The organism is Edaphobacter sp., assembly GCF_035532915.1.
Taxonomy (GTDB): domain Bacteria; phylum Acidobacteriota; class Terriglobia; order Terriglobales; family Acidobacteriaceae; genus Edaphobacter.
Genome location: NZ_DATKQC010000042.1, coordinates 1 through 22895, shown reverse-complemented (window position 1 = coordinate 22895; position 22895 = coordinate 1). Strand labels below are relative to the sequence as shown.

Here is a 22895-nt window from a genome sequence, read left to right as displayed (position 1 = left end):
AAGGGCACGGCTGGGTAGCGAAGTTCGGTTGTGATAACCGCTGAATGCATATAAGCGGGAAGCACGCTCTAAGATGAGATCTCCCAACCCAAAAGGGAAATGAAGGGCCCAGGAAGACCACCTGGTTGATAGGCTGGAGGTTGAAGTGCAGTAATGCATGTAGCTTACCAGTACTAATCGCCCGTTCGGCTTGTCCATAGAATTTACTCTGCGCAGTGAGAATGTCCACTGTTCTAGAGTCATTCAATACAAGCTTTGTAGTTATAACTTTTGGATAAAACGCAAGATGCAACAAACGTCTAATCCCAATCTATTCAGTTGTGGAAGATCGCGAGAGCGAAATTTCTAAACTTTGCCGGTGAGTTTACCGCGAGGGTCACACCCGTTCCCATCCCGAACACGGAAGTTAAGCCTCGTTGGGCCGATGGTACTGCACGCGTAAGTGTGTGGGAGATTAGGTGATCGCCGGCATAATACAGAAGCCCCATCCTTTCGAGGATGGGGCTTTTTACTGTCCGCTCTTGAATAGGAGAGTGCCAGTAGCAGCCCACTTCAGAGATGGCATTCAGCGATTTGGGGATACGAGGCATAGCACATTCCAGAAGAGCATTGGCCCTCCACGGAGGCAGGTAGCGATAAGCTTCGGTTTGCTGATTGGCATGCCCATAGCTCCTTCCTTCGAACTCATAACGTAGGATGGCAAAAGGGAAGGGATGCGCTAGGGAGACTGCAAGCGTCCCGCCGGGCCAGGAAGGCTTGTCGATGTCTCTGTCGTGGTCCTCAGATCATTTGCGCACATGAAAGCCGGGAAGCAGACGATGGAATCGAATTGTCTGTTGTGTCGTTGAAAGAGCGACAATAAGTCGTCAAATCTGCCTGGAACCCGTTCCAGGTTCGGTCAGCTTTTGCGTACTGCCCTTGTCTGGCGAAGCTTTCATTAGGATCGATGGCGAGAACATGAGCTGCACCATGCTCCGCAAGGTATTGGGCCTTGTCTCCTGTGCCACAGCCGACGTCCAATATCCGATTTTTCAGCGACCTCTCCGGCGACCCGAAGCTGCACCGGGCACATCGGCCAACTTGTCCACGACACCGGTCGCGATGCCGCAATGGCCTGTGCAATCTGCATCCAGGCCGTTTCCGTTGGGAATGTGGATCCTTCATTCACCCAATTGTGGGCATTAGTACGCCTGAAGGGGATGCCGCACTACTGTGGACGATCGCCGTCTGAGGACTGGGAGTCGCGTTTCGCGTCGCGCTTTGCCTGCGCCTCGGCTTCCTTTGCCTGGGCCCTGGCTGCTTTTACTTCTTGCGCTGCGCTTTGCTCGGCTGCTTTCTCAATCGCTTTGGCATTTTCAATGGCGCTTCTGGCCTCCGGCGGAATGATGGTCAGCTTAGGCGGTTTGGGGGGAGCAATAGGCAGCGGCATCACCGTGGTCTTCTTCAGTGCGATATCGCCATGATTATTCGAGAGCCGAACCGTTGGGCCGCCTTTGCCGACGGTGCCGGTAAAGTTTTTATGGGTCTCTGTGCCTTGGTTGGGCAGGGAAAAGTCGTTATCGAGGTCGCCATCGGTGGTTTGAGCGTCCACGGAAAAGCTGGAGTGCTCGGGTACGGTAAGGGTGATGTCTCCGTTGCGATTCTCGATGGTGACGTTGCCGAGCGGCGGAGCGCTGGTCACATTTACAAAGCCATTGCTGTTGGTGACGGAGACATCTCCGGCGACGCGGTCAAGCGTAACGTTGCGGCTCCGGGTGCTGAGCGTGAGCGGTCCGACGACCTCGCTCGCCGAAAGGTCGGCATTGTTGCTGATATCGGTCTCGCCATCGAGCCGGCCGAGCTGCATGTCGGTTCGCGTCGAGTGGAACTTGATCGAGCCGCGGATGTGTTCGAGGTGGGTATTGCCGAAGAAGTCGCCATTGATCGTCACCGGGCCGCTCAGGTCAGAGAGCGTCAGGTCCTGGCCGCGGCCTTCGACGATGAGCGGACCGGTGATGCTATGAGCCGAGAAGGAGGAGTCGCTGTTATTAATGCGGGCGGTGACGGGCCCGGTAATGGCACTCAATACGACATCGCCGTGGTTCGCGGTAACAGAAACCGGCGCTTTGATCGCGCTGACCTGCACGTCGCCGTGGTTCGCGGTGACGCTGATGGCGGCTGTCGGAGGTACCGTGATCGTCAGATCGCCGCGGCCGCCGGGAAGAGGCAGCATGGTGAGCATGACCCTGTTATCGACCGTGCTGAGCTGCGGTACCAACTGCTGAGCCTTATGGTCGGCATCAGAGTCCGAGCGGCTATACACCTCCTTATGGACGGAGATGTGGATCTGGTTGTCATCGCTGGTTCCGGAGACGAAGACGTCGCCGCGAGGGTTATCGATTGAAAAGCCATTCCCGGCAGGAAGGGCTTGAATCATGGACTGGTCGCTCTCGTGTTTGTCCCCCAGAAATTGGTCGAGATCATTCTGGTTGATGCCGAAGCCATGGTTGAAGAAGCTTCCATTGCCGTGCCGAAATCCGCTGAAGATCACCCCGGCGATGACCAGCAGTAGAAGCAGCGAGAACACCCCTCCGCCCATGCCCCTGCGATAGACCGGGCGTGAGGGATCGGCCGAGATGTAGCGGTCAAATATCCATTCAAGGAACATCACCACGCCTGCGCCGATCAGCAGTATCGGCCACCAGTGACCGTACCAGTCCCATACCTGGTGGGCATCAAGGCGGCCCATCTGCACCAGCAGAAAGACCACGCCGATCGCGATGAGGATGAAGGGCCCGACGATAGAGCCGTGGCGCATTCCGCGAGCCTGGTTGCGATAGGCCGCTGCCTGGGCGCGCAGCATATCGCGCTGCATCCGGGCCTGTTCCTTCATCAGGTGGCGCTGGTACTTCCAGTCATTGCCGTAGGGAGGTCCCGACGGCGGATAAGGTGGAGGATTGGTGGCCATGGCTTATTTCCCTTCCTCGTCGTTCGTGTTGGAAGGAATGATCGAGGTACTGCTCGATGCGGTGGTCGTCGGCGCAGGCCCGGCGGGTGGAGGAGGCGGGTACGAAGAGGGATACGGAACCGTAGCGGCGGCAGCAGCCGTGAAGACTGCTCGCTGCAAAACGGCCATGACTCCGGCAACGATGATGAATAGCGGCCAGCTTCGCCCCCACGAGAGGATATGTGAGCTGTCGAGCAGGAAAAGCACGCCGATCAGAATGATCCAGATGGCACCGCGCAGCGCATGAAAGAAACGAAACTTATAGGCGGCGGTTCCGTCGTCGGCAAGGGGGCCGGTCTCCGTCATCTTGTGGACGAACTGCCACACTCCAAACCCAATCAGGAGAAAGGGCACGAACCAGTGCATCGGATAACCGTGGAACATGCCGGAGTTGCCGATCAGGAAGATCGCGCCAAGGCCAATCAGCCAGATTGCTCCGGTAGGGAAGCGGCTGCCGGTGTAGGGAGTGTTGAAGTCTGTCGGGGGAGGAGGCGAATTGACGAACGGTGTCGCTGGCGGAACGTAGTTCTCCCACGATGTATTCCAACTGGAAGATGGCGGCGGAGGTGTTGTATAGGGCTGGTAGCCCGCTGTCGGCGGAGCATAGTCTGGGGCAGGGGGAACGGTCGCGTCCGGTGGCGCAGCGGTGTACTGCCCGTTGGCCTGTCCAGGTGCTGCTGCGCTCGGCCACGATTTGCCAAAGCCGAGACGCTCGCCGAGGTCATTCAATCCAAAGGGATTGGGAAGCGGCGTTCCATCGCGGCGCGCCTGCGCGGTGTGATGAGCTTCGATGACCTGATAGAAGACCCAACCAGCGATGAAGAGGCCAAAGATGCCGTTTTCGCCTGCCAGACTCACCAGCACGGCAAAGACGATCAGATGCACGATGCCCTTGGCGTATTGGCCGTTATACATGGCGCCCACGCCGGGAATGAAGCCCAGTATGGCGGCAAGGCCGGGATTGGGTTCGTCCGGCTGTGGCGGGGGCGGCGGAATCGTTCCGTCGATCGGATAGTTCACCCCCGGAGCGGGGCCTCCCGCAGGATTGGGTGAGCCTGCGCCCGATAGTTTGGCGATCAGGCAGGGCTCGCAGAAGACAGCCGAGCCGACAGCGCGGGTGCACTCCTGGCACAGAGGCGTCCCGCAATTCTGGCAGAATGCAATTCGTTCACGATCAGGATGGTTTGCGCAGTTCATACAAGTTCCCCTTCCTGCAGGTCCTTCAAAATGCTGGGAGTAAAGACAACAAAAGCCTGGGTGGCGGGGACAGAGGCTGGCCGTTCGGTGGAGTCGGCAAACTGCACGTTGCCGCTCCGGGTCTCACGCTGGCTGGAGCCGGGGCCGGGTTTGGGGCGGGACTGTTTGGAGTCCGGTTTCTCTGCTGCGGGCTGTTGTTTGGCTGGCTGCTCGGTAGCCGGGGCACTCTGGTTCGAGGGCAGGTTGTACTGGTCGGTGTCGCTGGTCGAGCGTTGCAGGTCACGCACCCGCGACTCCAGCTCGTAGACCACTTTCAGGTTGTCGTAGTAGCGATGCACGGACGCATTCGCCTGGGTGATATTGCGTTTGATGCTGGTGGGCCGAAGATCGCTGACACGCAACTGCGAGAGGCGAACCCCGGTAATGTTCATCGTCAGCGCGATGGAGAAGAAGGCCATCGCCGCGGTCATGGCCAGTCGTGGCTGCAGCAGCGTCTGGCCAAGGGAGCGCAGATGGAAACCCGCAGCCACGCGGCTGCGGAAGGGTAGAACATTGGTGGAGGCATACGCCGCTGCTGGCCGCATCGCCGTGGCCGGGATCTGGCCCGAGTGCCCGAGAATCGTGCTGGGTTGCCACAGTCCATGCCCAGCTCGCTGCTTGTTGGCGACAAGCTGGGGCTGACCAGCGGCAGACTGAGCGTCGGATTGGGAGTTGGACTGGGCGTTGCAGGTCTGGGCAAGAATCCGCTCCAGCAGGGCCGCCGAAGGCTCAGGCCGGGGCGACTTCAGCATCTCCAGCCATTCGGCTCCGCGTTGGGCGTCGGCCAGCATGGCGCTGCAAGTGGAGCAGGTGGCCATGTGCAGGTTAAACATCGCCTGCTCTGCCGTGGAGAGCGTCCCGTCGAGCGCGTCGGCCAGCATCGCCTCGCATTGAGCGCAGTGTCCGGCTTCCCCCGTCTGGGGAGGCTGTGCGCTACCGAATTGGTTGAACTCTGCCACTTACATCACCTGCCTTTCTATCAACTGCGTTGCCGGTCTTTCTATAACTAAAATTGCCAGTCTTTCTATAACTAAAATTACCGGCCTTTCTGTACCCGTACTGCCCATCTTTCTACTGTCTTTCTATACGCTGCAGAAGCCTCGCAAGTTCCCCGCGACCGCGACTGATGCGGCTTTTCACCGTTCCCTCGGGGATGCGGAGCACCTGTGCTATCTCCTTGTAATCCATATCTTCCAGATCGCGCAAAATGACGGCTTCGCGAAGTTCGGGCGAAAGCTGCTTAAGGGCGCACTGTATCTGGCTTTTCAACTCCATCGAGGCGACATGCTGCTCCTGCGAGGGGCGGTTATCGGCCAGCCGGTCGCTCATCGTCGGGCTCCCGTCCTCGCCGTCAAAGCTCACGTCGAGCGAGTCGCTCGCGCGGTCCAGCCGCGTCCGCCGGAAGTGGTCGACAAGCAGGTTGCGGGCCAGCGTCGTAATCCACGTCTGAAAGCTGCCCTTCTGCGTGTCGAAGCTGGCGAGGTTCTTATAAAGCTTGAGAAAAACATCCTGCGTCAGGTCTTCGGCGTCGGTGCTGGACCCGGTAAAGCGGTAGCAGATGGCATAGATGCGGCGGTGTTGCGAGCTTACGAGCTGCTGCCAGGCGTGCGAGTCCCCGGCCATGCACTGGCGTACCAGTCTGGCGACGGCTTCCTGCGCGGCTTCCTGCTCGGGGGTGCGCTCCAATCGTGCCTCTGACGTGTTAAGTGGTGGAAGAAGTGTACCTCGCGGCGCTGGCGACGGGGTGTTTTGATGTGAGGTTCCGTGCCCGGAGTGGGTGACTGCGCGGGGCGTCGCTTTGCGCCCGGCTGGCCGGCCCGGTGCGGGAATCGCAATGTGAAGAACGCCCATGGATGCCTGTACGCAGCGGCATTCACACTAGTTCAACACACACTTGAAATACCGCTATACGGTGGCCAATAGGGGCAAGATCTGCTGGCGAGCGCCTATACCAGCCTGGGGCAGCGCCCCAGGGAACCGATCCCCAAATGATGAGGGCTGAAAGCCCGGTCTAATCGTGTCAAGCCCCAAACGTAGAAAAAATTCGGAACTGATCCCCCTAACAATCACAAAAAAAGAAACTTACGTCCACAAAAATAAACCTTGGAGATCTGCAAATGAGTTTCCCGCCGTTTGGTAAGCTTTAAAAGAGCAAAGAAAAGGGCCCGGCGATCGACGCCGGGTCTAACTCTTTTCGATGCAATATTTTAGGGGTTAAATCCTTTACAATCAATATTTTGCCGGATATAAATCTCGCAAGTGCATGAATTTGAATGGTTTATCGGAGAAATACCCCGGGGGGTGGGGGTACCTCTCCATTCCGACCCATCATTACGGTGTAGGAGCGGAGATCACGCCGCAGGCGATCCGGTTCCCGGCATTTCCCGTGGGGTCGGTCTTCATGTCGTCTGCCTTCTCGTGAACGACGATGGCTGTGCCGGTAAGAATATTGTTGGCCTTGCCCGCAGTCATCGAGAGATCGGAGACCTTGAAGCTGGCCGAGCCCGTATGGTCTTCGCCGATGGAAACATTCTGCGGCAGGTCGCCATTGTGGTGGCCCTCCGGGTTCATCGTCCCATGCTGCTTGCCCGCGGGGTTGAAGTGGCCGCCCGCGCTCTTGAAGTCCGGCGCATTGCAGACCGCGTGCTCGTGGATGTGGACGGCATGTTGGCCGAAGGGAAGGTTCTTGAGGTTGAGTTTGACGGAGAGCTCGCGGTTCTTGAGCTGACGGAAGGTGGCTGTTCCGGCATCCTGGCCCTCGCTGGTCTTGATCGGCACGACCAGCTTGTTGCTGGACTTGGCGAATGCGGGCGCGGCGGCGAAGGTGGCTAAGGCCAGTAGGCCAATGGTCATGCGCATGGTGTTGTCTCCCTTGAGGCGCGATTCGGTCTGCGACTGCTGCCAGTTTAGAGCTTCGATCAATAAGTTTTGATGCACGCTATAGAAAACTTGCGATGGATCGACTAAAAGTCGGCAAGCTGGATGTTGATAGCAATTCTCCTATAGGGGCAACTCTTTATCGGATGATCCTTGCCCTATTTTATTGCCATTTTTTTGTCATTCCCGAAGGGAATCTGCGTTTCTTCCAGGCTTGCATGACTACACCCGGCGGGGAAAACAGCCATAAAAGCCTGCAATGTGTATGTTTATTAGATGATGTCGTCACGAGTTTACTCTGTGTCCCGCCTTGCGGTGCGTCTCGCGTTTGCCTCAACCCTGATCCTGCTCCCGGTCGCAAAGGCGCAGGATGCTCCCGATGCCAAGCCTGCGGCGTCCAAATCGGCTGAGCCCAAGCCTGATCTCGCTCCTCTACCTGCGGACGCTCATGTGCAACAGACGATGACGCTCGACGGCAAGCCGCTCCACTACACGGTCACGGTAGGAACGCTTCCGGTGAACAATCAAGCGGGCAAGAAGGTCGGCGAAGTCGTCTACACGGCCTACACGGTAGATGGAAAAGATCGCCCCGTCACCTTCGCGATGAACGGCGGTCCCGGCGCTTCGTCGGTCTACCTCAACCTCGGAGCCATCGGCCCCAAGCATGTAGCCTTCGGCGCGGAAGGCGACAGCCCATCCGATCCGGCGACCCTGACCGACAATCCGGGCACCTGGCTCGGCTTCACCGATCTGGTCTTCATCGACCCCATTGGCACGGGCTACAGCCGCTCGCTCGTCCCCGAGGCCGAGACCAAAAAGCTCTTCTATACTACCGTTCCCGACATCCAATACCTCTCCAGAATGGTCTACGACTGGCTGGTCAAAAATGGCCGTCTCGATTCGCGCAAGTACTTTGTCGGTGAAAGCTACGGCGGCTTCCGCGGACCGCGCATCACGCATTACCTGCAAACCCAGCTCGGCGTGGCGCTGAACGGCGTCGTCCTGGTCTCGCCCTATCTGAACCCGACGGTTGAGGACAACGGCGATCTCTCGCCGCTGCCCTGGATGATGACGCTGCCTTCCATCGTCGCCGCCCACATGGAGCGCGAGCACAAGCTGAGCGCCGAGGCCATGGCTCCGGTCATCGCTTACACGCGCACCGACTACGCCGCCGCCCTGATGAAAGGCCGCTCCGATCCAGAGGCGACGCAGCAGATGATTCAGCATGTGACCGAACTCACCGGCCTCGATCCGGTCTTCGTCAAGCGCGCTGGTGGCAAGCTCGAAACCCAGGCTTATCTGCGCGAGGTCTATCGCTCCGAAGGAAAACTGGGCAGCCGCTATGATCCCAACGTCACCGCATGGGACCCGTTCCCGAACGATCCGGACCAGCGCAGCAACGATCCTATTCTTGAGAGCATCATCGCTCCGACAACGTCAGCGATGGTCAACTTCGTGACCCAGACCGTTGGCTGGAAGACGGATGCGCGCTACGAAGCGCTGAGCGGCGATGTAAACCGGCTGTGGGACGGCGGCGACGAGCTGCGCAAAGGCTCAGTCGAACAGCTTCGCGAGGCGGTCGCGAACGATCCCAAGATGCATGTGCTGATCGTCCATGGCTGGAACGATCTCTCCTGCCCGTTCATGGGCTCGATCCTCACCGTGGACCAGATGCCGATGATGGGCGACCCGAACCGCGTGCAGGTCAAGGAGTATCCCGGCGGCCACATGTTCTACAGCCGCCCTTCCAGCCAGATGGCGCTGCAGAAGGACGTCATGGAGATGTTCAAAGAGCATTGATTCGCGGGCAGAGTCGTGTCTGTGAAGGATGCCGAGACGCACAGCATTCGACACAGGCACCTCACCTCTTAACTCAAACGCACGTCATCTCGACCTAAGCGGCGCACAGTTTCATCGTGCGCCGCGCAGTGGAGAGACCCCTGTATTTGCTCTTGCCTGTTGAGGCTATTTCCGTTGAATAAGTGGCACTATAGGTAGTTTTCAGGATTGGGTGTGTCTTTTAGAGATCATTACGAATCTGCCGCCAATACGGGTTCAATGACGGGCACTGTCTTACGTCGTCCGACTTTGTGGCTCCAGAGCATGAACGGCTTTTCAACAGCCGCATAGAATGCCCAGGACAGCAAGACGGCTGTCGGGAAGTAGATGACGAAGAAGACTGGGTGGCTGACTTTAGTTCTTAAGGTTGCAGTCATGGCAAAAAGCACGAGACCATGAATGAGATAGAGGCTGTAAGAGATAGTTCCAAGGAAGTGTGGAATAGACGAATTTAGAACACGCTTTACGGCTGAGGAGTTCAATCCAACAATGATGAAACCTGCCGCACCAAGAGCAATTGGCATATCTCCGAGGTGCCACAGAGGACCAAGGCCGATGAGCCTGTGGCTCTCTAGGTACAGCACTGCCGACAACAAGAAGAATAGTAGGCGCTGTCGCGGTGAGATGGTGCGGTAGAGACGCGCAAGTTCGTCTTTGTGAATCGCAAGAAGAATGCCGATGAGAAATATTCCGATGTATTCAAGCGTGATGAGTGATTTTGACTCGGAGGGCGTAACCCCAAAGCATGTGCATGCCGCGATGCCGATGAGGGTATACCGTATGCGAAATTTGAACACCATGAGAAACAAGAATGGGAAGATGAGTGATACCCGCATCTCGTAAACGAGGGACCAGATAACCGGGTTGTACGCTCGGAAGTTGTAGTTGCCGATGAACAAGATGTGGTTGACGACGGACTTGAAGGTCACGGGCATTTCCCATATCGTTGCTCCCCAGCCAATAGGACTCACACGGCCGTGCCAGATTGCACAACCAATGATTGCTATGACCAGCGCAACAATATAAGGACCATAGATACGTAAGACGCGCCTGTGTACGAAGGTGGAATACGTGTTCCTCGTGCTTCGGAGGAAGGGCAGGGTTAAGACGAAGCCACTGAGCAGAAAGAAAAATATAACGGATTCATGAGCAGCCACAAGTGGATAGAGCAGTGCTAACACTCCATGATCGAGTCCGGCACCGAGGTAGAACATATTACGAAAATGGCTGAAGACGACGATAAGCGCCGCTAGGCCGCGCATTGAGTCCAATTCATAAAACCTTTTCGCTTTTTGCACAGGTAGAGAAATGTTCAAGTCGTTCATCTTGTCTTTCTCCGATTTCGTGCGATTAAAATATACGCCATCGGTTGCGGGAGGAATATATCCTCGATGCGATGTATTTATTGTTCCTCAATGTGAATGGTGTCACGCTTCTCGTTCGGTCCGATTTAGAGCGCGTGAAGCTCTAGTTGTTCGGAGTTGTGCTCGTCAGCGAAGGGCTGGAAGTGGGCGCGGCAGCGTGCCTCGTAGACTCCTGCGGCTCCCACGACGACAAGTTCCTGGCTTTGTCCCAGCCGCTGGGTGTGGATCGCTGGCTGGCCGCAGACCATGCAGACGGCGGAGAGTTTGGTGACCTCATCGGCGATAGCCATCAGTGCCGGAATCGGGCCGAAGGGCTCCGCGTTGAAGGTGGTGTCGAGGCCCGCCATGACGACTCGCTTGCCGAGGTGGACGAGTTCGACCGAGAGCGGAATCAGGCGCGTGTCGAAGAACTGGGCCTCGTCGATGCCGATCACGTCGATCTCGCCAAGCTGCGGAAATAGCGCGGCTTTCAGGTCTTCGACGGTGGCGACCGTGGTGGCGTCGTGGGTCTGCGAGTTGTGGCTGGCGATGGCGGTGCGGTGATAGCGGAGGTCGATGTCGGGCTTGTAGCAGGCGACGCGCTGACGAGCGATTCTGGCTCGCTTGAGGCGGCGGATGAGTTCTTCGGACTTGCCTGAGAACATGGGGCCGGTGATGACTTCGATGCGGCCTGGGACGGTGGTCATGGAGCTATCGTAGCGGGTTTGGCGGTGGATTTTAGCGCATCAGATTCGCTCGACGATGACGGCTGTGCCGTAGGCGAGGACCTCGGTGACTCCCTGCATCAGCTCGTTGGCGTCGTAGCGGAAGCTGATGACGGCGTTCGCTCCGTGCTCTGCGGCGTGCTGCGCCATCATGGCGAAGGCGTCCTGTCGGGTCTTCTCGCAGAGCTGCGACAGGATGGTGATGTTGCCGCCGAGGATGGTCTGCAGGCCCGCGCCGAAGGTGCCGAAGATGGAGCGCGAACGCACGACGATGCCACGAACGACTCCGAGATTGCGGACGATGCGGTAGCCGGGCAACTCGAGGGCCGTGGTGATCATGGTGGGGTCGAAGGCGATGGGCGGCGGTGGGTAGGCGGACATAAGGCTCTCCTTTGGCTAGGGAGGATTGTACTTCCGTGGCCGAGGCGTTGCGAGCATCGCTTCATGCCCATCGTGCTCGCTGCACCGATTCAGGAATAGCTGTCGCCCTATTGCTGGCGGAAGCTTCGGCCTCGCTGTTCTGGGCCGAAGGCGAAGACGAAGATGAGCACAACGATGACCACGCCTTCGAAGAGAGTGAGCGCCCAGGGATAGCCGAAGTGATCGCGCAGGAGAAATTCGAATGAGACTGCCGGGGAGGCGATGAGGACGCCGAGCTGGTAGACGACGCCGGGGAAGAGGCTGCGCACCGAGTCGGGAGAGAGTTCGTTCAAGTGTGCCGGGATTACGCCCCAGGCTCCCTGCACTCCGGCCTGCATCATGAAGGAGCCGAGCACGAGGATGAGCATCGAGCCTCCGAAGGCCCATGCGGGAATGGAGAGCAATGAAACTACAAGTGCAGCCATGATGGAGTAGCGGCGGCCAATCTTCTCCGAGATCTGGCCGAAGAAGAGCGCACCGACGATGGCCCCGATGTTGTAGACGATGGGGATTCCGTACAGCGGCTGCACGCCGAGGATCAGGGCATGTTTGATGCTTGGCAACGTCTTGAGGAAGTCGGGATAGAGGTCCTGCGTGCCGTGCGAGAGGCAGGTCATCACAGCCATGACCATAAGCAGATAGAAGAAGCTGCGTTTGTGCTGGAAGAGGGTCTTGAAGATGCTCCCGATGGAGCCCATGCGGTGCATCTTCCAGGCTTCGGACTCGGGCGAGAGGGCAGTGAGGATGACGATGGCGACCGCTACGAACGAGCCGACGACGAACATGGCGCGCCAGCCGAAGTGCGGCGCGATGGTCATCATGCCGACCGCGGCGAGCAGATAGCCGAAGGGATAGCCGCCCTGCATCATGCCGGAGAGGATGCCGCGTCGCTCGCGGGGAGCGTTCTCCATCGCGAACGACGCGCCGATGCCCCAGTAGCCGCCCATGCCGATTCCGTAGAGCGCGCGCAGGGCAAAAAAGAAGATGTAGTTGGGCGCGAAGGCGCTTAGTGCCGTAGCGGCAGAGAAGTAAATGACGCAGGCGATGAGCGGCTTTTTGCGTCCGTAACGGTCAGCTAACGCACCGAAGATCAGTGCGCCGACGGGACGCATCGCCAGCGTGATGGAGATCGTCCAGACGATGGCGCTCTTTTGGACGTGGAAGTGCGCGGCGAGGGAGTCGAGCAGAAAGATAACGACAAAGAAGTCGAAGGCGTCAAGGACCCAGCCGAGGATGCCTGAGGTTACGGCAAACTGCCAGCCGGGAGTGCTCTGCTCGTTTTGCGATAGGGATAGAACTTCGATGCGGCCTCTCCTGCATTTTTGGCTATGCGGGATTGTATCGGAGTGAAGGGACGTAATGCGGCCTGAGAGAAGACGGCATACTCCAGGGGCTAAAACCCCATTTCGAGATGAGGATGGCGAGAGGGCCAAGCCTGAAGGCTTGGCGTACCTAGAAGCAACTGCGATTCAATATTGACAGGGCTCAGGCGCGTAGGTTGGCGAGCAGGGTTTTTACGGCTCCGGTGTCGATGGCGTGGGCTGCTTTGGCGACGCCTTCGGTAAGGGTCGGAGTGAGGTCGGAGGCTACGAGGACGGCGGCGGCGTTGAGCAGGACGATGTCGCGGCGGGGGCTGAGCTCGCCAGAGAAGATGGCTTCGAGGATGGCTGCGTTGGTCTCGGCGTTGCCTCCGCGAAGGGCATCGATGGGAGCGCGATGAAGGCCCGCGTCTTCGGGAGTGAGGGTGCTGAGGGTGATGGTTCCGTTGCGAACTTCGGCGATCTGGCTGGGGGCGCTGATGGAGAGCTCGTCGAGCCCGCCGCCACTGCCGGTGTCGCCGTGGACGACGAAGGCGTGACGGGTGCCGAGCAGGGCCATGGCTTCGGCTACCAGCGGAACCAGATGCGGCGAGTAGACGCCCATGACTTGCGCGGCGGCTCCTGCGGGGTTGGTGAGGGGGCCGAGGACATTAAAGATAGTGCGAACGCCGATGGCGCGGCGGACTGGCATGACCGCCTTCATGGCAGGGTGCATAGCGGGTGCGTGCAGGAAGGCGAAGCGGTGTTTGCGCAGAGCGGCGGCTGCGGCAGCGGTGGAGAGGTCGACGGGGACGCCGAGGGCTTCGAGGATATCGGCTGAGCCGCATTGCGAGGTGACGGCGCGGTTGCCGTGTTTGGCAACGGTGGCTCCGGCGGCGGCGGCCACGAGGGCGGTTGCGGTGGAGATATTGAAGGTGCCGCTGGCATCGCCTCCGGTTCCGCAGGTGTCTACAAGCTGAAGCCGTTCGGCTTCGTTGAGAGGAAAGGGGGTTGCGGCGGCGCGCATAGCTTCGACGAAGCCGGCGATCTCGGCGGCGGTTTCACCGCGTGCAGCAAGGGCTCCGAGGAGGGCGGCGAGTTGGATCTCGGATAGTTCGCTGGCGAGGATCTGCTGCATGAGGGCGCGGGCGGACTCGCGAGTAAGGGTCTGGCGGCCTTCGATGATCTGCTTGAGATGAGATTGCGGGGGCATTCGTTTAAGCGTAGCAGGTGGGGCAGGACGGGCAGGAGCGCAGGCGCTTGTTCGAGGATTAATGGACGAACAAGATTGTCGGGGGAGGCACGATAACCGCACCGCTGTGCGAGATTTGGTTGCGACTGCTCGTTTGCGTCCGCTACACTTCAGAGGCAGGCAGATCGCGACAATACCTATGAAAATTCACGAGTATCAGGCTAAAGAGATTCTTCGCAAGTACAACGTTCCCGTCCCCAACGGGGAGATGGCGACCACGCTGGAGCAGGCCGATACGGCTGCCAAGAGTTTGTTTGCCGCTGGGAATGCGGCAGTCGTCGTCAAGGCGCAGATTCATGCGGGAGGCCGCGGCAAGGGCGGCGGCGTGAAGGTGGTGAAGTCGCTCGAAGATGCGAACGCCGCGTCGAAGGCGATTCTGGGCATGCAGCTGGTGACGCATCAGACCGGTCCTGCCGGGCAGAAGGTGCAGCGGTTGTTGATCGAAGAGGGCTCGGCGATCGACCGCGAGCTTTATCTCGGGCTGGTGCTGGACCGGGCCTCGGCGAAGGTTGTGTTTATGGCGTCGCAGGCTGGCGGCATGGAGATTGAAGAGGTCGCGGCGAAGACTCCCGACGCTATCTATAAGGAGTACATCGAGCCTGCGGTTGGATTTCAGCCTTATCAGGCGCGGCGGCTGGCGTTCAAGCTGGGCTTGCAGCCGACGCAGATCAACCAGGCGGTCGCGTTTATGACCGGGCTTTATAAGGCCTTTGTCGATACGGACTCGACGCTGATGGAGATCAATCCTTTTATTACGACGAAGGATGGCAAGCTGCTGGCGCTCGATTGCAAGATCAACTTCGACGACAATGCGATGTTCCGGCATAAGGATTTGAAGGAACTGCGCGACCTGTCGGAGGAAGATCCGCTGGAGGTGGAAGCCAGCAAATATGCGCTGAACTATATCAAGCTGGATGGCTCGATTGCCTGCATGGTGAACGGCGCCGGGCTGGCGATGGCGACGATGGACATCATTCAGTATGCTGGCGGCGCGGCGGCGAACTTCCTCGATGTCGGCGGCGGTGCGAACCAGGAACAGATTGAGAATGCCTTCGGGATTCTGCTGAGCGATCCGAACGTGAAGGCGATCTTCATCAATATCTTTGGCGGGATTCTGCGCGTGGACGTGCTGGCCCAGGGCGTGGTGAATGCCGCGAAGAAGCTGGGAGTGAAGATCCCCATTATTCTGCGGCTCGAAGGCACCAATGTTGAGGAAGGCCGAAAGATCTTGAAGGACTCAGGATTGAATTTCCTAGTGGGTACAACGATGAAGGACGCCGCTGATCTTGCAGTGGCCGCTGCGAAAGGTGGTAAGTAATGGCAGTTCTGGTCGATAAGAATACGCGGCTGATTGTGCAGGGAATTACCGGGCGTGAGGGAACTTTTCACGCCAAGGGCTGTGCGGAGTATGGCACGAACGTCGTTGGCGGCGTAACGCCGGGTAAGGGCGGGACCACTCACGAGGGCTGGCCGGTCTTCAATACGGTCGAAGAGGCCGTGAAGGAGACGGGCGCGAATGTGTCGGTGATCTTTGTGCCGCCACCGTTTGCCGCCGATGGAATTCTTGAGGCGGTGGACGCGGAGATTCCGCTGGTCATCTGCATTACCGAGGGGATTCCTACGCTGGATATGGTGAAGGCGTGGGAGATCGTGAAGCGCTCGAAGTCGCGGCTGATCGGACCGAACTGCCCCGGCGTGATCTCTCCGGGCAAGGCGAAGGTCGGCATTATGCCGGGCAGGATTCATAAGGAAGGCAGTGTCGGCATCGTTTCAAAGTCGGGAACGCTGACTTATGAGGCTGTCTACCAGTTGACGACGCGCGGGATTGGACAGTCGACGGCCATCGGTATCGGTGGCGATCCGATCATTGGGACGACCCACATCGAGGCGCTGCGGTTGCTGAACGACGATCCGGATACCGAGGCGATCATCATGATCGGCGAGATCGGCGGCTCAGCGGAAGAGGCTGCTGCGGACTTTATCAAGAAGTACGTGAAGAAGCCGGTGGTTGGCTTTATCGCTGGCCAGACGGCACCTCCGGGACGACGGATGGGCCATGCGGGTGCAATCATCTCGGGTGGCGAAGGCACGGCTGCGAGCAAGATGCAGGCGATGAGCGATGCCGGGATTACCGTGGTGAAGACTCCGTCTGAGATCGGCGAGGCGATGGCTCGGGTGCTGGGCAGGGCTTAGAGCGGGGTTTCCTCCAGATGGCGTTTTGGTGATTTGAGCAAAACGCAGATTCCCTTCGGGAATGACAAACATGGGGAATGGCAAACAAGGGAAGCCGCGCTTATTCGGTGTATATATAGGAGCGGGTCAGCGGGGTTGCTTGCGGTAGAACAGGGCGGCTGCGAAGAAGACCATGGCGACCATGAAGGCGAGCCGGGCGTGCAGCCAGTCGCGGTAGTGAATGCTGACCAGGCCGTCGATGACCCAGGCGGCGAAACCGGCGAACCATATCCAGGCTGTTTTGCGCATGCGGCGGGCTCCAGACTTATTTAGACGGGGGTTTGGCCTGTGAGTGTGTCTTTCCCTGATTGTTTTACACTGGATAGATAAGCATTCACAGAGGAGATTTCCGTTGTCACAGCGTACATTCAGCATCATCAAGCCGGACGCGGTCCGCAAGGGCCATGCGGCCGCCATTCTCGCCGAGATTGAAAAGGCGGGCTTCAAGATTGTTTCCATCAAGCGTTTGTCCATCTCCAAGGCTCAGGCTGAGGGCTTCTACCACGTTCACGCGGCTCGCCCGTTCTTCGGCGAGTTGACCGAGTTCATGTCCAGCGGCCCCATCTTTCCGATGGTGCTCGAAAAGGACAATGCCATCGCCGATCTGCGCAAGCTGATGGGCGCGACCAACCCGGCGCAGGCCGACGAAGGCACGATCCGCAAGAAGTTTGCGGCCTCGATCGGCGAGAATGCGATTCACGGTTCCGATGCCGAGGATACGGCGGCGTTTGAGATTGGCTACTTCTTTGCCGGTTACGAACTGAAGTAGTTTTACTGGATTAAAAAAGCAATGGCAGGAGCGATGCTCCTGCCATTGCTGCGTTTGGGGCTACTTGCTTTTGAAGAGACTGAGGTCGATGGCGTCGCCCATGACCTTGTAGCCGGTGTCGTTGGGGTGAAGGTGGTCGCCGTGCTCATCGGCGGGGAGATAGACCTCTGGGTTGGAGGGGTCGCGTGTTGCTTTGTCGAAGTCGATGACGCCGTCGAGTTGGTTGGTGGTGCGAATCCATTGATTGACGGCCTCACGTATGGCTTCTCCTTTGGGAGAGGCGTACCCGGCACCGACGTAGGGAGTGAGGGTTGCACCGAAGACCTTGATGCCGTGAGTGTGGGCGCGGGTGGCGAGCTGGCTGAGCCCGGCGATAAGATCGTCGGCAGTCACAACATCGTAGGGGTGATGAAGGTCCTGGGCGTGGCCGATGTCGTTGATGCTCTCCATGATGATGAGATATTTGACGCCAGCCTGGGCGAGGACGTCGCGGTCGAAACGGGCGAGCGCGCTGGGGCCGGTGTCGTCGTGGAGGACGCGGTTGCCGCCGATGCCTTCGTTAAGCACGCCAAGGTCAGCGGTGTTCTTGTCGGCCTGGAGGCGGGCGGCAAGGACATCGGGCCAGCGCGCGTTGGCATCTCGTGTGGCGTAGGCGCCATCGGTGATGCTGTCGCCGAAGGCTACGATGGCTGCGGCTTTATCGTCGGCTTTGACATCCACGCCTTTGAGGAATGGCCATGAGTAGAGGTTCGTCGGAGCGTCGAGAGACTTTGCGCTGACGACGTTGCCGGGGGCGGTGTAGTTCGTCTGATCGGCATAGCCATGAGCGGAGACCTGTTGAATGGGCTGCGACGGGATGAAGATGCTGACGGCCAGGTTAGAGGTCGGGGGAAGCTTCAAATTCACGGGGTCGCTGACGACGAGCGCGCCGGCTGGGATGACGATGAATGGCCGTCCATTGAAGGTGAGAGGAGCGGAGGCGGCGGTATTGATGTCGCTGCCGCCAGCGCTGAGGGCGACGTTGGCAGCGCCGATGGTGAGCGGGCCAAGGCCGAACTCGTTGGTGAGGATGACGCGGATGGCGGGACCGCCCATGGAGACGTGGACGATCTCGCGATAGGTGGTGTCTGCGGCAACTCTTTCTTCATGATTGTCCTGAGCCATGGGAGCGGTGGCCCAGGTTCCTACCCAGTGATCGGGCGACGCGGCGGCGGCGGTATTGGGATTGAAGCAGCAAAGGCAAAAGAGGAAGAGGGCGAGCGGGGGAAGCGTTCTGCGTTTGAGGTTCATAACCATCCTTGGAGGGATTGAGCTGACGCTACAATCTTACCGCTGTTTCGTGGGCGCGGGCGGGTTGCAGTATAGTGGCGAGGGTTGCTGAAACGTGCGCAACCGGGCGCTGAATGGACGAGATCAGCCGCAATCACAGACTGCCGAAGGCGAAAGAACTGAGGAAGAAATGACGAAGACTCTGGCAAAGGTTATCCTGCTTACCATGACAACTGGAATGGCGGCACATGGAGCAGTGACGAAGGCAGCATTTGGAACGACCCCCGACGGCAAGGCCGTAGAGATCTACACGCTGAAGAGCGATGTGCTGGAAGCACGCATCATGACCTATGGCGCGCGCATCGTCTCGCTGGAAGCGCCGGACAGAGACGGCAAGAAAGCCGACGTCGTGTTGGGGCATGATTCGCTTGCGGGTTATACGGCGGACAAGAATACCTACTTCGGTGCGATTGTGGGCCGCTACGGTAATCGCATTGCTGGTGGCAGCTTCAAGGTAGATGGCAAAGCGTATCAGACACCGAAGAACGACCATGGCATCAATATGCTGCATGGCGGTACAGTGGGCTTCGACTCGCTGGTGTGGCAGGGGCGCGAGATTCCCGATGGCGTTGAGATGACGCTGGTGAGCAAGGACGGCGACCAGGGATTTCCGGGGACGCTGACCGCCCATGTGCGCTACACGCTGCACCACAACGCGCTGCGTATCGACTACAGCATGTCCACCGACAAGGACACGGTGGTGAATCTGACCAACCACTCCTACTTCAACCTCTCGGGCGAGGGCAACGGGACAATCCTTCACGACATTGTGACGATTCCCTCGGACAAGTACACACCGGTGGATGCAGGGCTGATTCCGACGGGTGAGCTTGCTCCAGTTGAAGGAACGCCATTTGATTTCCGCAAGCCGACCGAGGTTGGCGCGCGCATCCATGAGAACAACGAGCAGCTCAAGCGTGCCGGCGGCTACGACTTCAATTGGGTGTTGCGTGGAGCGAATGGCGAGACCAAGACGGCAGCGCGGGTCTACGATCCGGAGACGGGCCGTGTGTTGACGGTGACGACGACGGAGCCGGGCGTGCAGTTCTACACCGGAAATTTTCTGGATGGAACAATCACCGGGCGTAGCGGCAAGCCCTATCTGAAGAATGGCGCGCTGTGCCTGGAGACGCAGCACTTTCCAGACTCGCCCAACCATGCCAACTTTCCCAGCACGGAGTTGAAGCCGGGCACGCCGAGGCATAGCACCACGACGTTTACGTTCACCACTCAAGCGAAGTAAATCCCTGGGCGCGGCGGCTGTGTATGCCGCCGCGCACGAGGCGTTTTCTGGTTGAGATCATGGATAAGGTTGTCTCTTCTGCCGATACCGCGGTTGCCGATATAGGCAGTGGTGCAACGGTGATGCTGGGCGGCTTCGGATTGTGTGGGATTCCGGAGAACCTTATTGCAGCGTTGGTGCGGCGGGGCATCACGGGACTGCATACGATCAGCAACAATATGGGAGTCGATGGCTTTGGCATGGGGTTGATGCTGGAGGCGGGCATGATTGCGTCGCACATCGGCAGCTATGTTGGTGAGAACCGCAGGCTGGAGGCGCTGGTGCTGCGGGGGGAACTGGATCTAACGCTGGTGCCGCAGGGAACGCTGGCTGAGAGGATTCGTGCGGGCGGCGCGGGGATTCCGGCGTTCTATACGCCGACAGGATTGGGAACGATTGTCGCGGAGGGCAAGGAGACGCGCACGATTGGGAACCGTACCTATGTTCTGGAGGAGGCATTACACGCGGATGTTGCGCTGATTAAGGCGTGGCGGGGAGACCGCTATGGAAACCTGGTCTATCGCAAGACTGCGAGGAACTTCAACCCGGTGATGGCGACTGCTGCCGATCTTACGATCGTTGAAGTGGAGGAGTTGGTTGAGCCGGGTGTGCTTGATCCCGATCACATCGTTACGCCGGGCATCTACGTCGATCGCGTCGTTGTGGGAGCGGCTTATGTAAAGCCGATAGAGTCGAAGTTCATTCAGGCAAGAGGTACGGCATGAACGGCAAGGAGCGCATTGCGCGACGGATTGCGCGGGAGATCAAGGATGGCTTTTACGTCAACCTTGGCATTGGTCTGCCGACGATGATCGCGATGTATGTGCCTGCTGGGATCAACGTTGTGTTTCAGTCGGAGAACGGGATGCTGGGAGTTGGGCCGCCGCCAGCGGAAGGTGATGCGGATCCTGATTTGCTGAATGCGGGCAAGCAGCCAGTGACGGAGCTGGCGGGATGCTCGTTCTTCGGAAGCGAACAGTCGTTCGCCATGATTCGCGGTGGTCACATGGACATGAGCGTTTTGGGCGCGATGCAGGTGGATGAGCAGGGCGATCTGGCGAACTGGACGATCCCCGGCAAGATGGTGAAAGGGATGGGCGGCGCGATGGACCTGGTCGCGGGTGCGCGACGGGTGGTGGTTGCGATGGAGCACCAGACGAAGGACGGCGCTCCCAAGGTTTTGAAGGTGTGTACGCTGCCGCTGACAGGGAAGAGTGTTGTCCACGATATCGTGACGGAGCTGTGCTGGATTCGTGTCACCAAAGAAGGCCTGCTGCTGACGGAGGTGGCTGAAGGTTTCGATGCTGCGGCGGTGCAGGCGCGAACGGAGGCGAAGCTGATCGTCGCCCCGGACTTACGGTCGATGGACAGGCATTCTGCTGAATTCTAAGAAGGAGTGAAGCTGCTTAAACGGAATTCGGACTAGGATGAAGATGTACAAAAGCGATAGAAGAATCAGATACGTATTGGCCGTAGCGCCAACTGGTCATTAAGGCTGGACTCATATTTTATGCCCACCATTGTGGAAGTCGCGAAACGTGCACGAGTATCGATCGCAACGGTATCGAATGTAATCCGAGGTACACGACGCGTAAGTCCTACCTTGCAGGAACGTGTTCAGAAGGCCATTCGCGAGCTGGACTATTCGCCGAATGAGATTGCACGGAGTCTGAAGGTTAAGCAGACTCGCATGCTCGCATTGGTGCTGCCGGATATTACGAATCCCTTCTTCCCAGAGATTATTCGCGGAGCCGAAGATACTGCGTTCGATCGCGGCTACTTCCTGATGACGGCGAACACCGATGAGCAGATCGGCCGTGAACGGAGGATCCTGTCGGCACTGCGGTCGTATCGCGTCGATGGAATTCTGCTGGCCTCTGCGCCCGGTAAGGACTCAAGCCATATTCGCAGCATTATGCAGGGAGGCATCTCGGTGGTGTGCCTGGACAGGACCGTCTCAGACATCAACACTGACGCCGTTCTTTTGGATAATGTCCGTGGCGGGAGAGAGTGCGTTCGGCACCTGATCCAGTGCGGCCATTCGAAGATCGCGATTATTACAGGCGCTTTATCGCTGCAGACGGGGCTTGAACGGCTGCGCGGATATGAGGAAGCACTGCGCGAATCCGATATCGAATTGGATCGCAGCCTTGTGCTGGAAGGCGATTTTCGATACGAATCAGGCTATCGGCTGGGGAAAGAATTCCTGAAGCGGCGCGTGAAGCCTACTGCGATTTTCGTGTGCAACGGAGTGATGACGGTCGGAGTACTGAAGGCATTTGAGGAGCTAGGAGTGCGGTGCCCGGAAGATATTTCGCTGGCAACTTTTGACGATCTTGCTGTGGACCGTTCTTTCCATCCTCACCTGACCGCAGTGGTACAGCCCGGCTATGAGATGGGTGCGCGGGCGGCAACGATCCTGATGGACCGGGTTGAGGGCAAGCTGACGAATGAGCCATTTGTCGTAAGGATTGTGCCCACGCTCGTGGTCCGCGAGTCGACACGGCCACGGAAGCTGCAGTCGTCGCTCCGTAGAAGTAGCTCTGCTGGTTAGACCTGGGCCTGATTGTGATTCCCCTTAAATCTTGACAGAAGTTTTTACCAGGTGCTTAACTGACTTCTAAATTTTAAAGGTTTAATGGTTAATTCCGATCAGCTTTTGAGATGAAGATCTTGGAATCTCTAATTACTTTGAAGTGAACAAAACCTTGACGAAGAATGATGAAAGGATTTGCCGATGTCAGCTTCACGAGTAGATACGCCAATTGAAGAGGTCGTTCTTATTACGAGCGGAGATTTGCGGCTCTCGGCAAATCAAGTATGCTGGCCGGCTCAGCAGGAATTGGAATGCAAGCTGACGGAGTGTTTTGCCAAAGAAGGTGTCGAGGTGAAGAGGGCATTTCCGGTCGACGCCAGCGCGGGGCATGGTTTCATTTCGAGCCAGCGGATGGGGATGGATATCTTCAGCGGCATCGATCCTGATGCCAATCTTGTATTTGCAACAGCGGCGTGGCAATACAGTCATCATGTATTGCCCGGCATGCGCAGCCATCGCGGTCCCATTCTGACTGTTGCCAACTGGTCAGGACAATGGCCGGGACTGGTCGGCCTGTTGAACCTTAATGGCTCGCTTATCAAGGCTGGGGTGAAATTTAATTCCCTCTGGAGTGAAGACTTTACTGATGAGTATTTCCTTCGCGGCATTAGAGAGTGGATTAAAGAGGGAAGGGTGACACACGATCTTTCCCATGTGCGCGATCTGGACGTCGCTGCGCTACCTCTCGATGCAGTGAATCTAGGTAAGACG

General features: G+C 58.4%; 21 protein-coding genes, 2 rRNA genes and 1 pseudogene. 11 read left to right on the top strand and 13 right to left on the bottom strand.

The window, feature by feature from the left end; genetic code table 11:
- Positions 1-198 (top strand): 23S ribosomal RNA (locus tag VMU57_RS02160); the annotation flags it as partial.
- Between the two features lie 156 nt (positions 199-354).
- A 5S ribosomal RNA gene (rrf, locus tag VMU57_RS02155) occupies positions 355-471 on the top strand.
- A gap of 309 nt (positions 472-780) precedes the next feature.
- On the opposite strand, the gene VMU57_RS22925 is transcribed toward rrf, so the two are convergent.
- From VMU57_RS22925 to VMU57_RS02130, 6 genes are all read right to left on the bottom strand, one after another.
- Entirely contained in the window at positions 781-1164 is a 384-nt protein-coding gene (locus VMU57_RS22925) for a class I SAM-dependent methyltransferase (RefSeq protein WP_414648591.1), read from the bottom strand.
- A gap of 43 nt (positions 1165-1207) precedes the next feature.
- The gene (locus VMU57_RS02150) at positions 1208-2947 is read right to left on the bottom strand and encodes a DUF4097 family beta strand repeat-containing protein (protein WP_325380327.1); all 1740 of its coding nucleotides are present in this window, start codon (positions 2945-2947) and stop codon (positions 1208-1210) included.
- A 3-nt stretch (positions 2948-2950) separates the two neighbouring features.
- Positions 2951-4183 carry a B-box zinc finger protein gene (locus VMU57_RS02145; RefSeq protein WP_325380325.1) on the bottom strand — a complete coding sequence of 411 codons (1233 nt, stop codon included), beginning with the start codon at positions 4181-4183 and terminating at the stop codon, positions 2951-2953.
- The gene (locus VMU57_RS02140) at positions 4180-5181 is read right to left on the bottom strand and encodes an anti-sigma factor family protein (protein WP_325380323.1); all 1002 of its coding nucleotides are present in this window, start codon (positions 5179-5181) and stop codon (positions 4180-4182) included. Before VMU57_RS02140 ends, VMU57_RS02145 begins: the two co-directional genes overlap by 4 nt.
- 112 nt (positions 5182-5293) lie before the next feature.
- A complete protein-coding gene (locus VMU57_RS02135; RefSeq protein ID WP_325380321.1) occupies positions 5294-5908 on the bottom strand; it encodes an RNA polymerase sigma factor in 615 nt (204 codons plus the stop codon).
- A 645-nt stretch (positions 5909-6553) separates the two neighbouring features.
- Positions 6554-7144 carry a superoxide dismutase family protein gene (locus VMU57_RS02130; RefSeq protein WP_325380319.1) on the bottom strand — a complete coding sequence of 197 codons (591 nt, stop codon included), beginning with the start codon at positions 7142-7144 and terminating at the stop codon, positions 6554-6556.
- 255 nt (positions 7145-7399) lie between these two features.
- Here VMU57_RS02130 and VMU57_RS02125 point away from each other — a divergent pair, with 255 nt between their 5' ends.
- Positions 7400-8899, top strand: coding sequence for a S10 family peptidase (locus VMU57_RS02125; RefSeq protein ID WP_325380317.1), 1500 nt, complete (start codon positions 7400-7402; stop codon positions 8897-8899).
- 230 nt (positions 8900-9129) lie between these two features.
- On the opposite strand, the gene VMU57_RS02120 is transcribed toward VMU57_RS02125, so the two are convergent.
- From VMU57_RS02120 to trpD, 5 genes are all read right to left on the bottom strand, one after another.
- Positions 9130-10263: an acyltransferase gene (locus tag VMU57_RS02120; protein WP_325380315.1), complete on the bottom strand. Its 1134-nt coding sequence runs from the start codon at positions 10261-10263 to the stop codon at positions 9130-9132.
- A gap of 125 nt (positions 10264-10388) precedes the next feature.
- Positions 10389-10988, bottom strand: coding sequence for a thymidine kinase (locus VMU57_RS02115; protein WP_325380313.1), 600 nt, complete (start codon positions 10986-10988; stop codon positions 10389-10391).
- A gap of 39 nt (positions 10989-11027) precedes the next feature.
- Positions 11028-11387 carry a YbjQ family protein gene (locus VMU57_RS02110; protein ID WP_325380311.1) on the bottom strand — a complete coding sequence of 120 codons (360 nt, stop codon included), beginning with the start codon at positions 11385-11387 and terminating at the stop codon, positions 11028-11030.
- 107 nt (positions 11388-11494) lie between these two features.
- The gene (locus VMU57_RS02105; RefSeq protein WP_325380309.1) at positions 11495-12859 is read right to left on the bottom strand and encodes an MFS transporter; all 1365 of its coding nucleotides are present in this window, start codon (positions 12857-12859) and stop codon (positions 11495-11497) included.
- A gap of 52 nt (positions 12860-12911) precedes the next feature.
- Entirely contained in the window at positions 12912-13937 is a 1026-nt protein-coding gene (trpD, locus tag VMU57_RS02100; RefSeq protein ID WP_325380307.1) for an anthranilate phosphoribosyltransferase, read from the bottom strand.
- A gap of 178 nt (positions 13938-14115) precedes the next feature.
- Here trpD and sucC point away from each other — a divergent pair, with 178 nt between their 5' ends.
- Positions 14116-15294, top strand: coding sequence for an ADP-forming succinate--CoA ligase subunit beta (gene sucC, locus VMU57_RS02095; RefSeq protein ID WP_325380305.1), 1179 nt, complete (start codon positions 14116-14118; stop codon positions 15292-15294).
- On the top strand, positions 15294-16169 hold the full coding sequence (gene sucD / locus VMU57_RS02090) for a succinate--CoA ligase subunit alpha (protein WP_325380303.1): 876 nt from the start codon (positions 15294-15296) through the stop codon (positions 16167-16169). The genes sucC and sucD overlap by 1 nt, the downstream gene beginning before the upstream one ends.
- Before the next feature lie 126 nt (positions 16170-16295).
- Here the strand turns inward: sucD and VMU57_RS02085 are convergent, their stop codons facing one another.
- Positions 16296-16457 (bottom strand): hypothetical protein, encoded by a 162-nt coding sequence (locus VMU57_RS02085; RefSeq protein WP_325380302.1) that lies wholly within the window; start codon positions 16455-16457, stop codon positions 16296-16298.
- Between the two features lie 103 nt (positions 16458-16560).
- On the opposite strand from VMU57_RS02085, the gene ndk reads away from it, so the two are divergent.
- The gene (gene ndk / locus VMU57_RS02080; RefSeq protein ID WP_325380300.1) at positions 16561-16977 is read left to right on the top strand and encodes a nucleoside-diphosphate kinase; all 417 of its coding nucleotides are present in this window, start codon (positions 16561-16563) and stop codon (positions 16975-16977) included.
- 60 nt (positions 16978-17037) lie between these two features.
- Here the strand turns inward: ndk and VMU57_RS02075 are convergent, their stop codons facing one another.
- Positions 17038-18267: an SGNH/GDSL hydrolase family protein gene (locus tag VMU57_RS02075; protein WP_325380298.1), complete on the bottom strand. Its 1230-nt coding sequence runs from the start codon at positions 18265-18267 to the stop codon at positions 17038-17040.
- 169 nt (positions 18268-18436) lie between these two features.
- Here VMU57_RS02075 and VMU57_RS02070 point away from each other — a divergent pair, with 169 nt between their 5' ends.
- The 5 genes and pseudogenes from VMU57_RS02070 to VMU57_RS02050 form a co-directional block, all read left to right on the top strand.
- Positions 18437-19549 carry an aldose epimerase family protein gene (locus VMU57_RS02070; RefSeq protein ID WP_325380296.1) on the top strand — a complete coding sequence of 371 codons (1113 nt, stop codon included), beginning with the start codon at positions 18437-18439 and terminating at the stop codon, positions 19547-19549.
- Positions 19550-19608: 59 nt separating this feature from the next.
- Positions 19609-20313 carry a CoA transferase subunit A gene (locus tag VMU57_RS02065; RefSeq protein ID WP_325380329.1) on the top strand — a complete coding sequence of 235 codons (705 nt, stop codon included), beginning with the start codon at positions 19609-19611 and terminating at the stop codon, positions 20311-20313.
- Positions 20310-20978, top strand: a complete 669-nt coding sequence (locus tag VMU57_RS02060; protein WP_325380294.1) for a 3-oxoacid CoA-transferase subunit B — start codon at positions 20310-20312, stop codon at positions 20976-20978. The genes VMU57_RS02065 and VMU57_RS02060 overlap by 4 nt, the downstream gene beginning before the upstream one ends.
- Before the next feature lie 120 nt (positions 20979-21098).
- Entirely contained in the window at positions 21099-22142 is a 1044-nt protein-coding gene (locus VMU57_RS02055) for a LacI family DNA-binding transcriptional regulator (RefSeq protein ID WP_325380292.1), read from the top strand.
- Positions 22143-22325: 183 nt separating this feature from the next.
- Positions 22326-22895 (top strand): annotated as a pseudogene (locus VMU57_RS02050) (fucose isomerase); the annotation flags it as partial.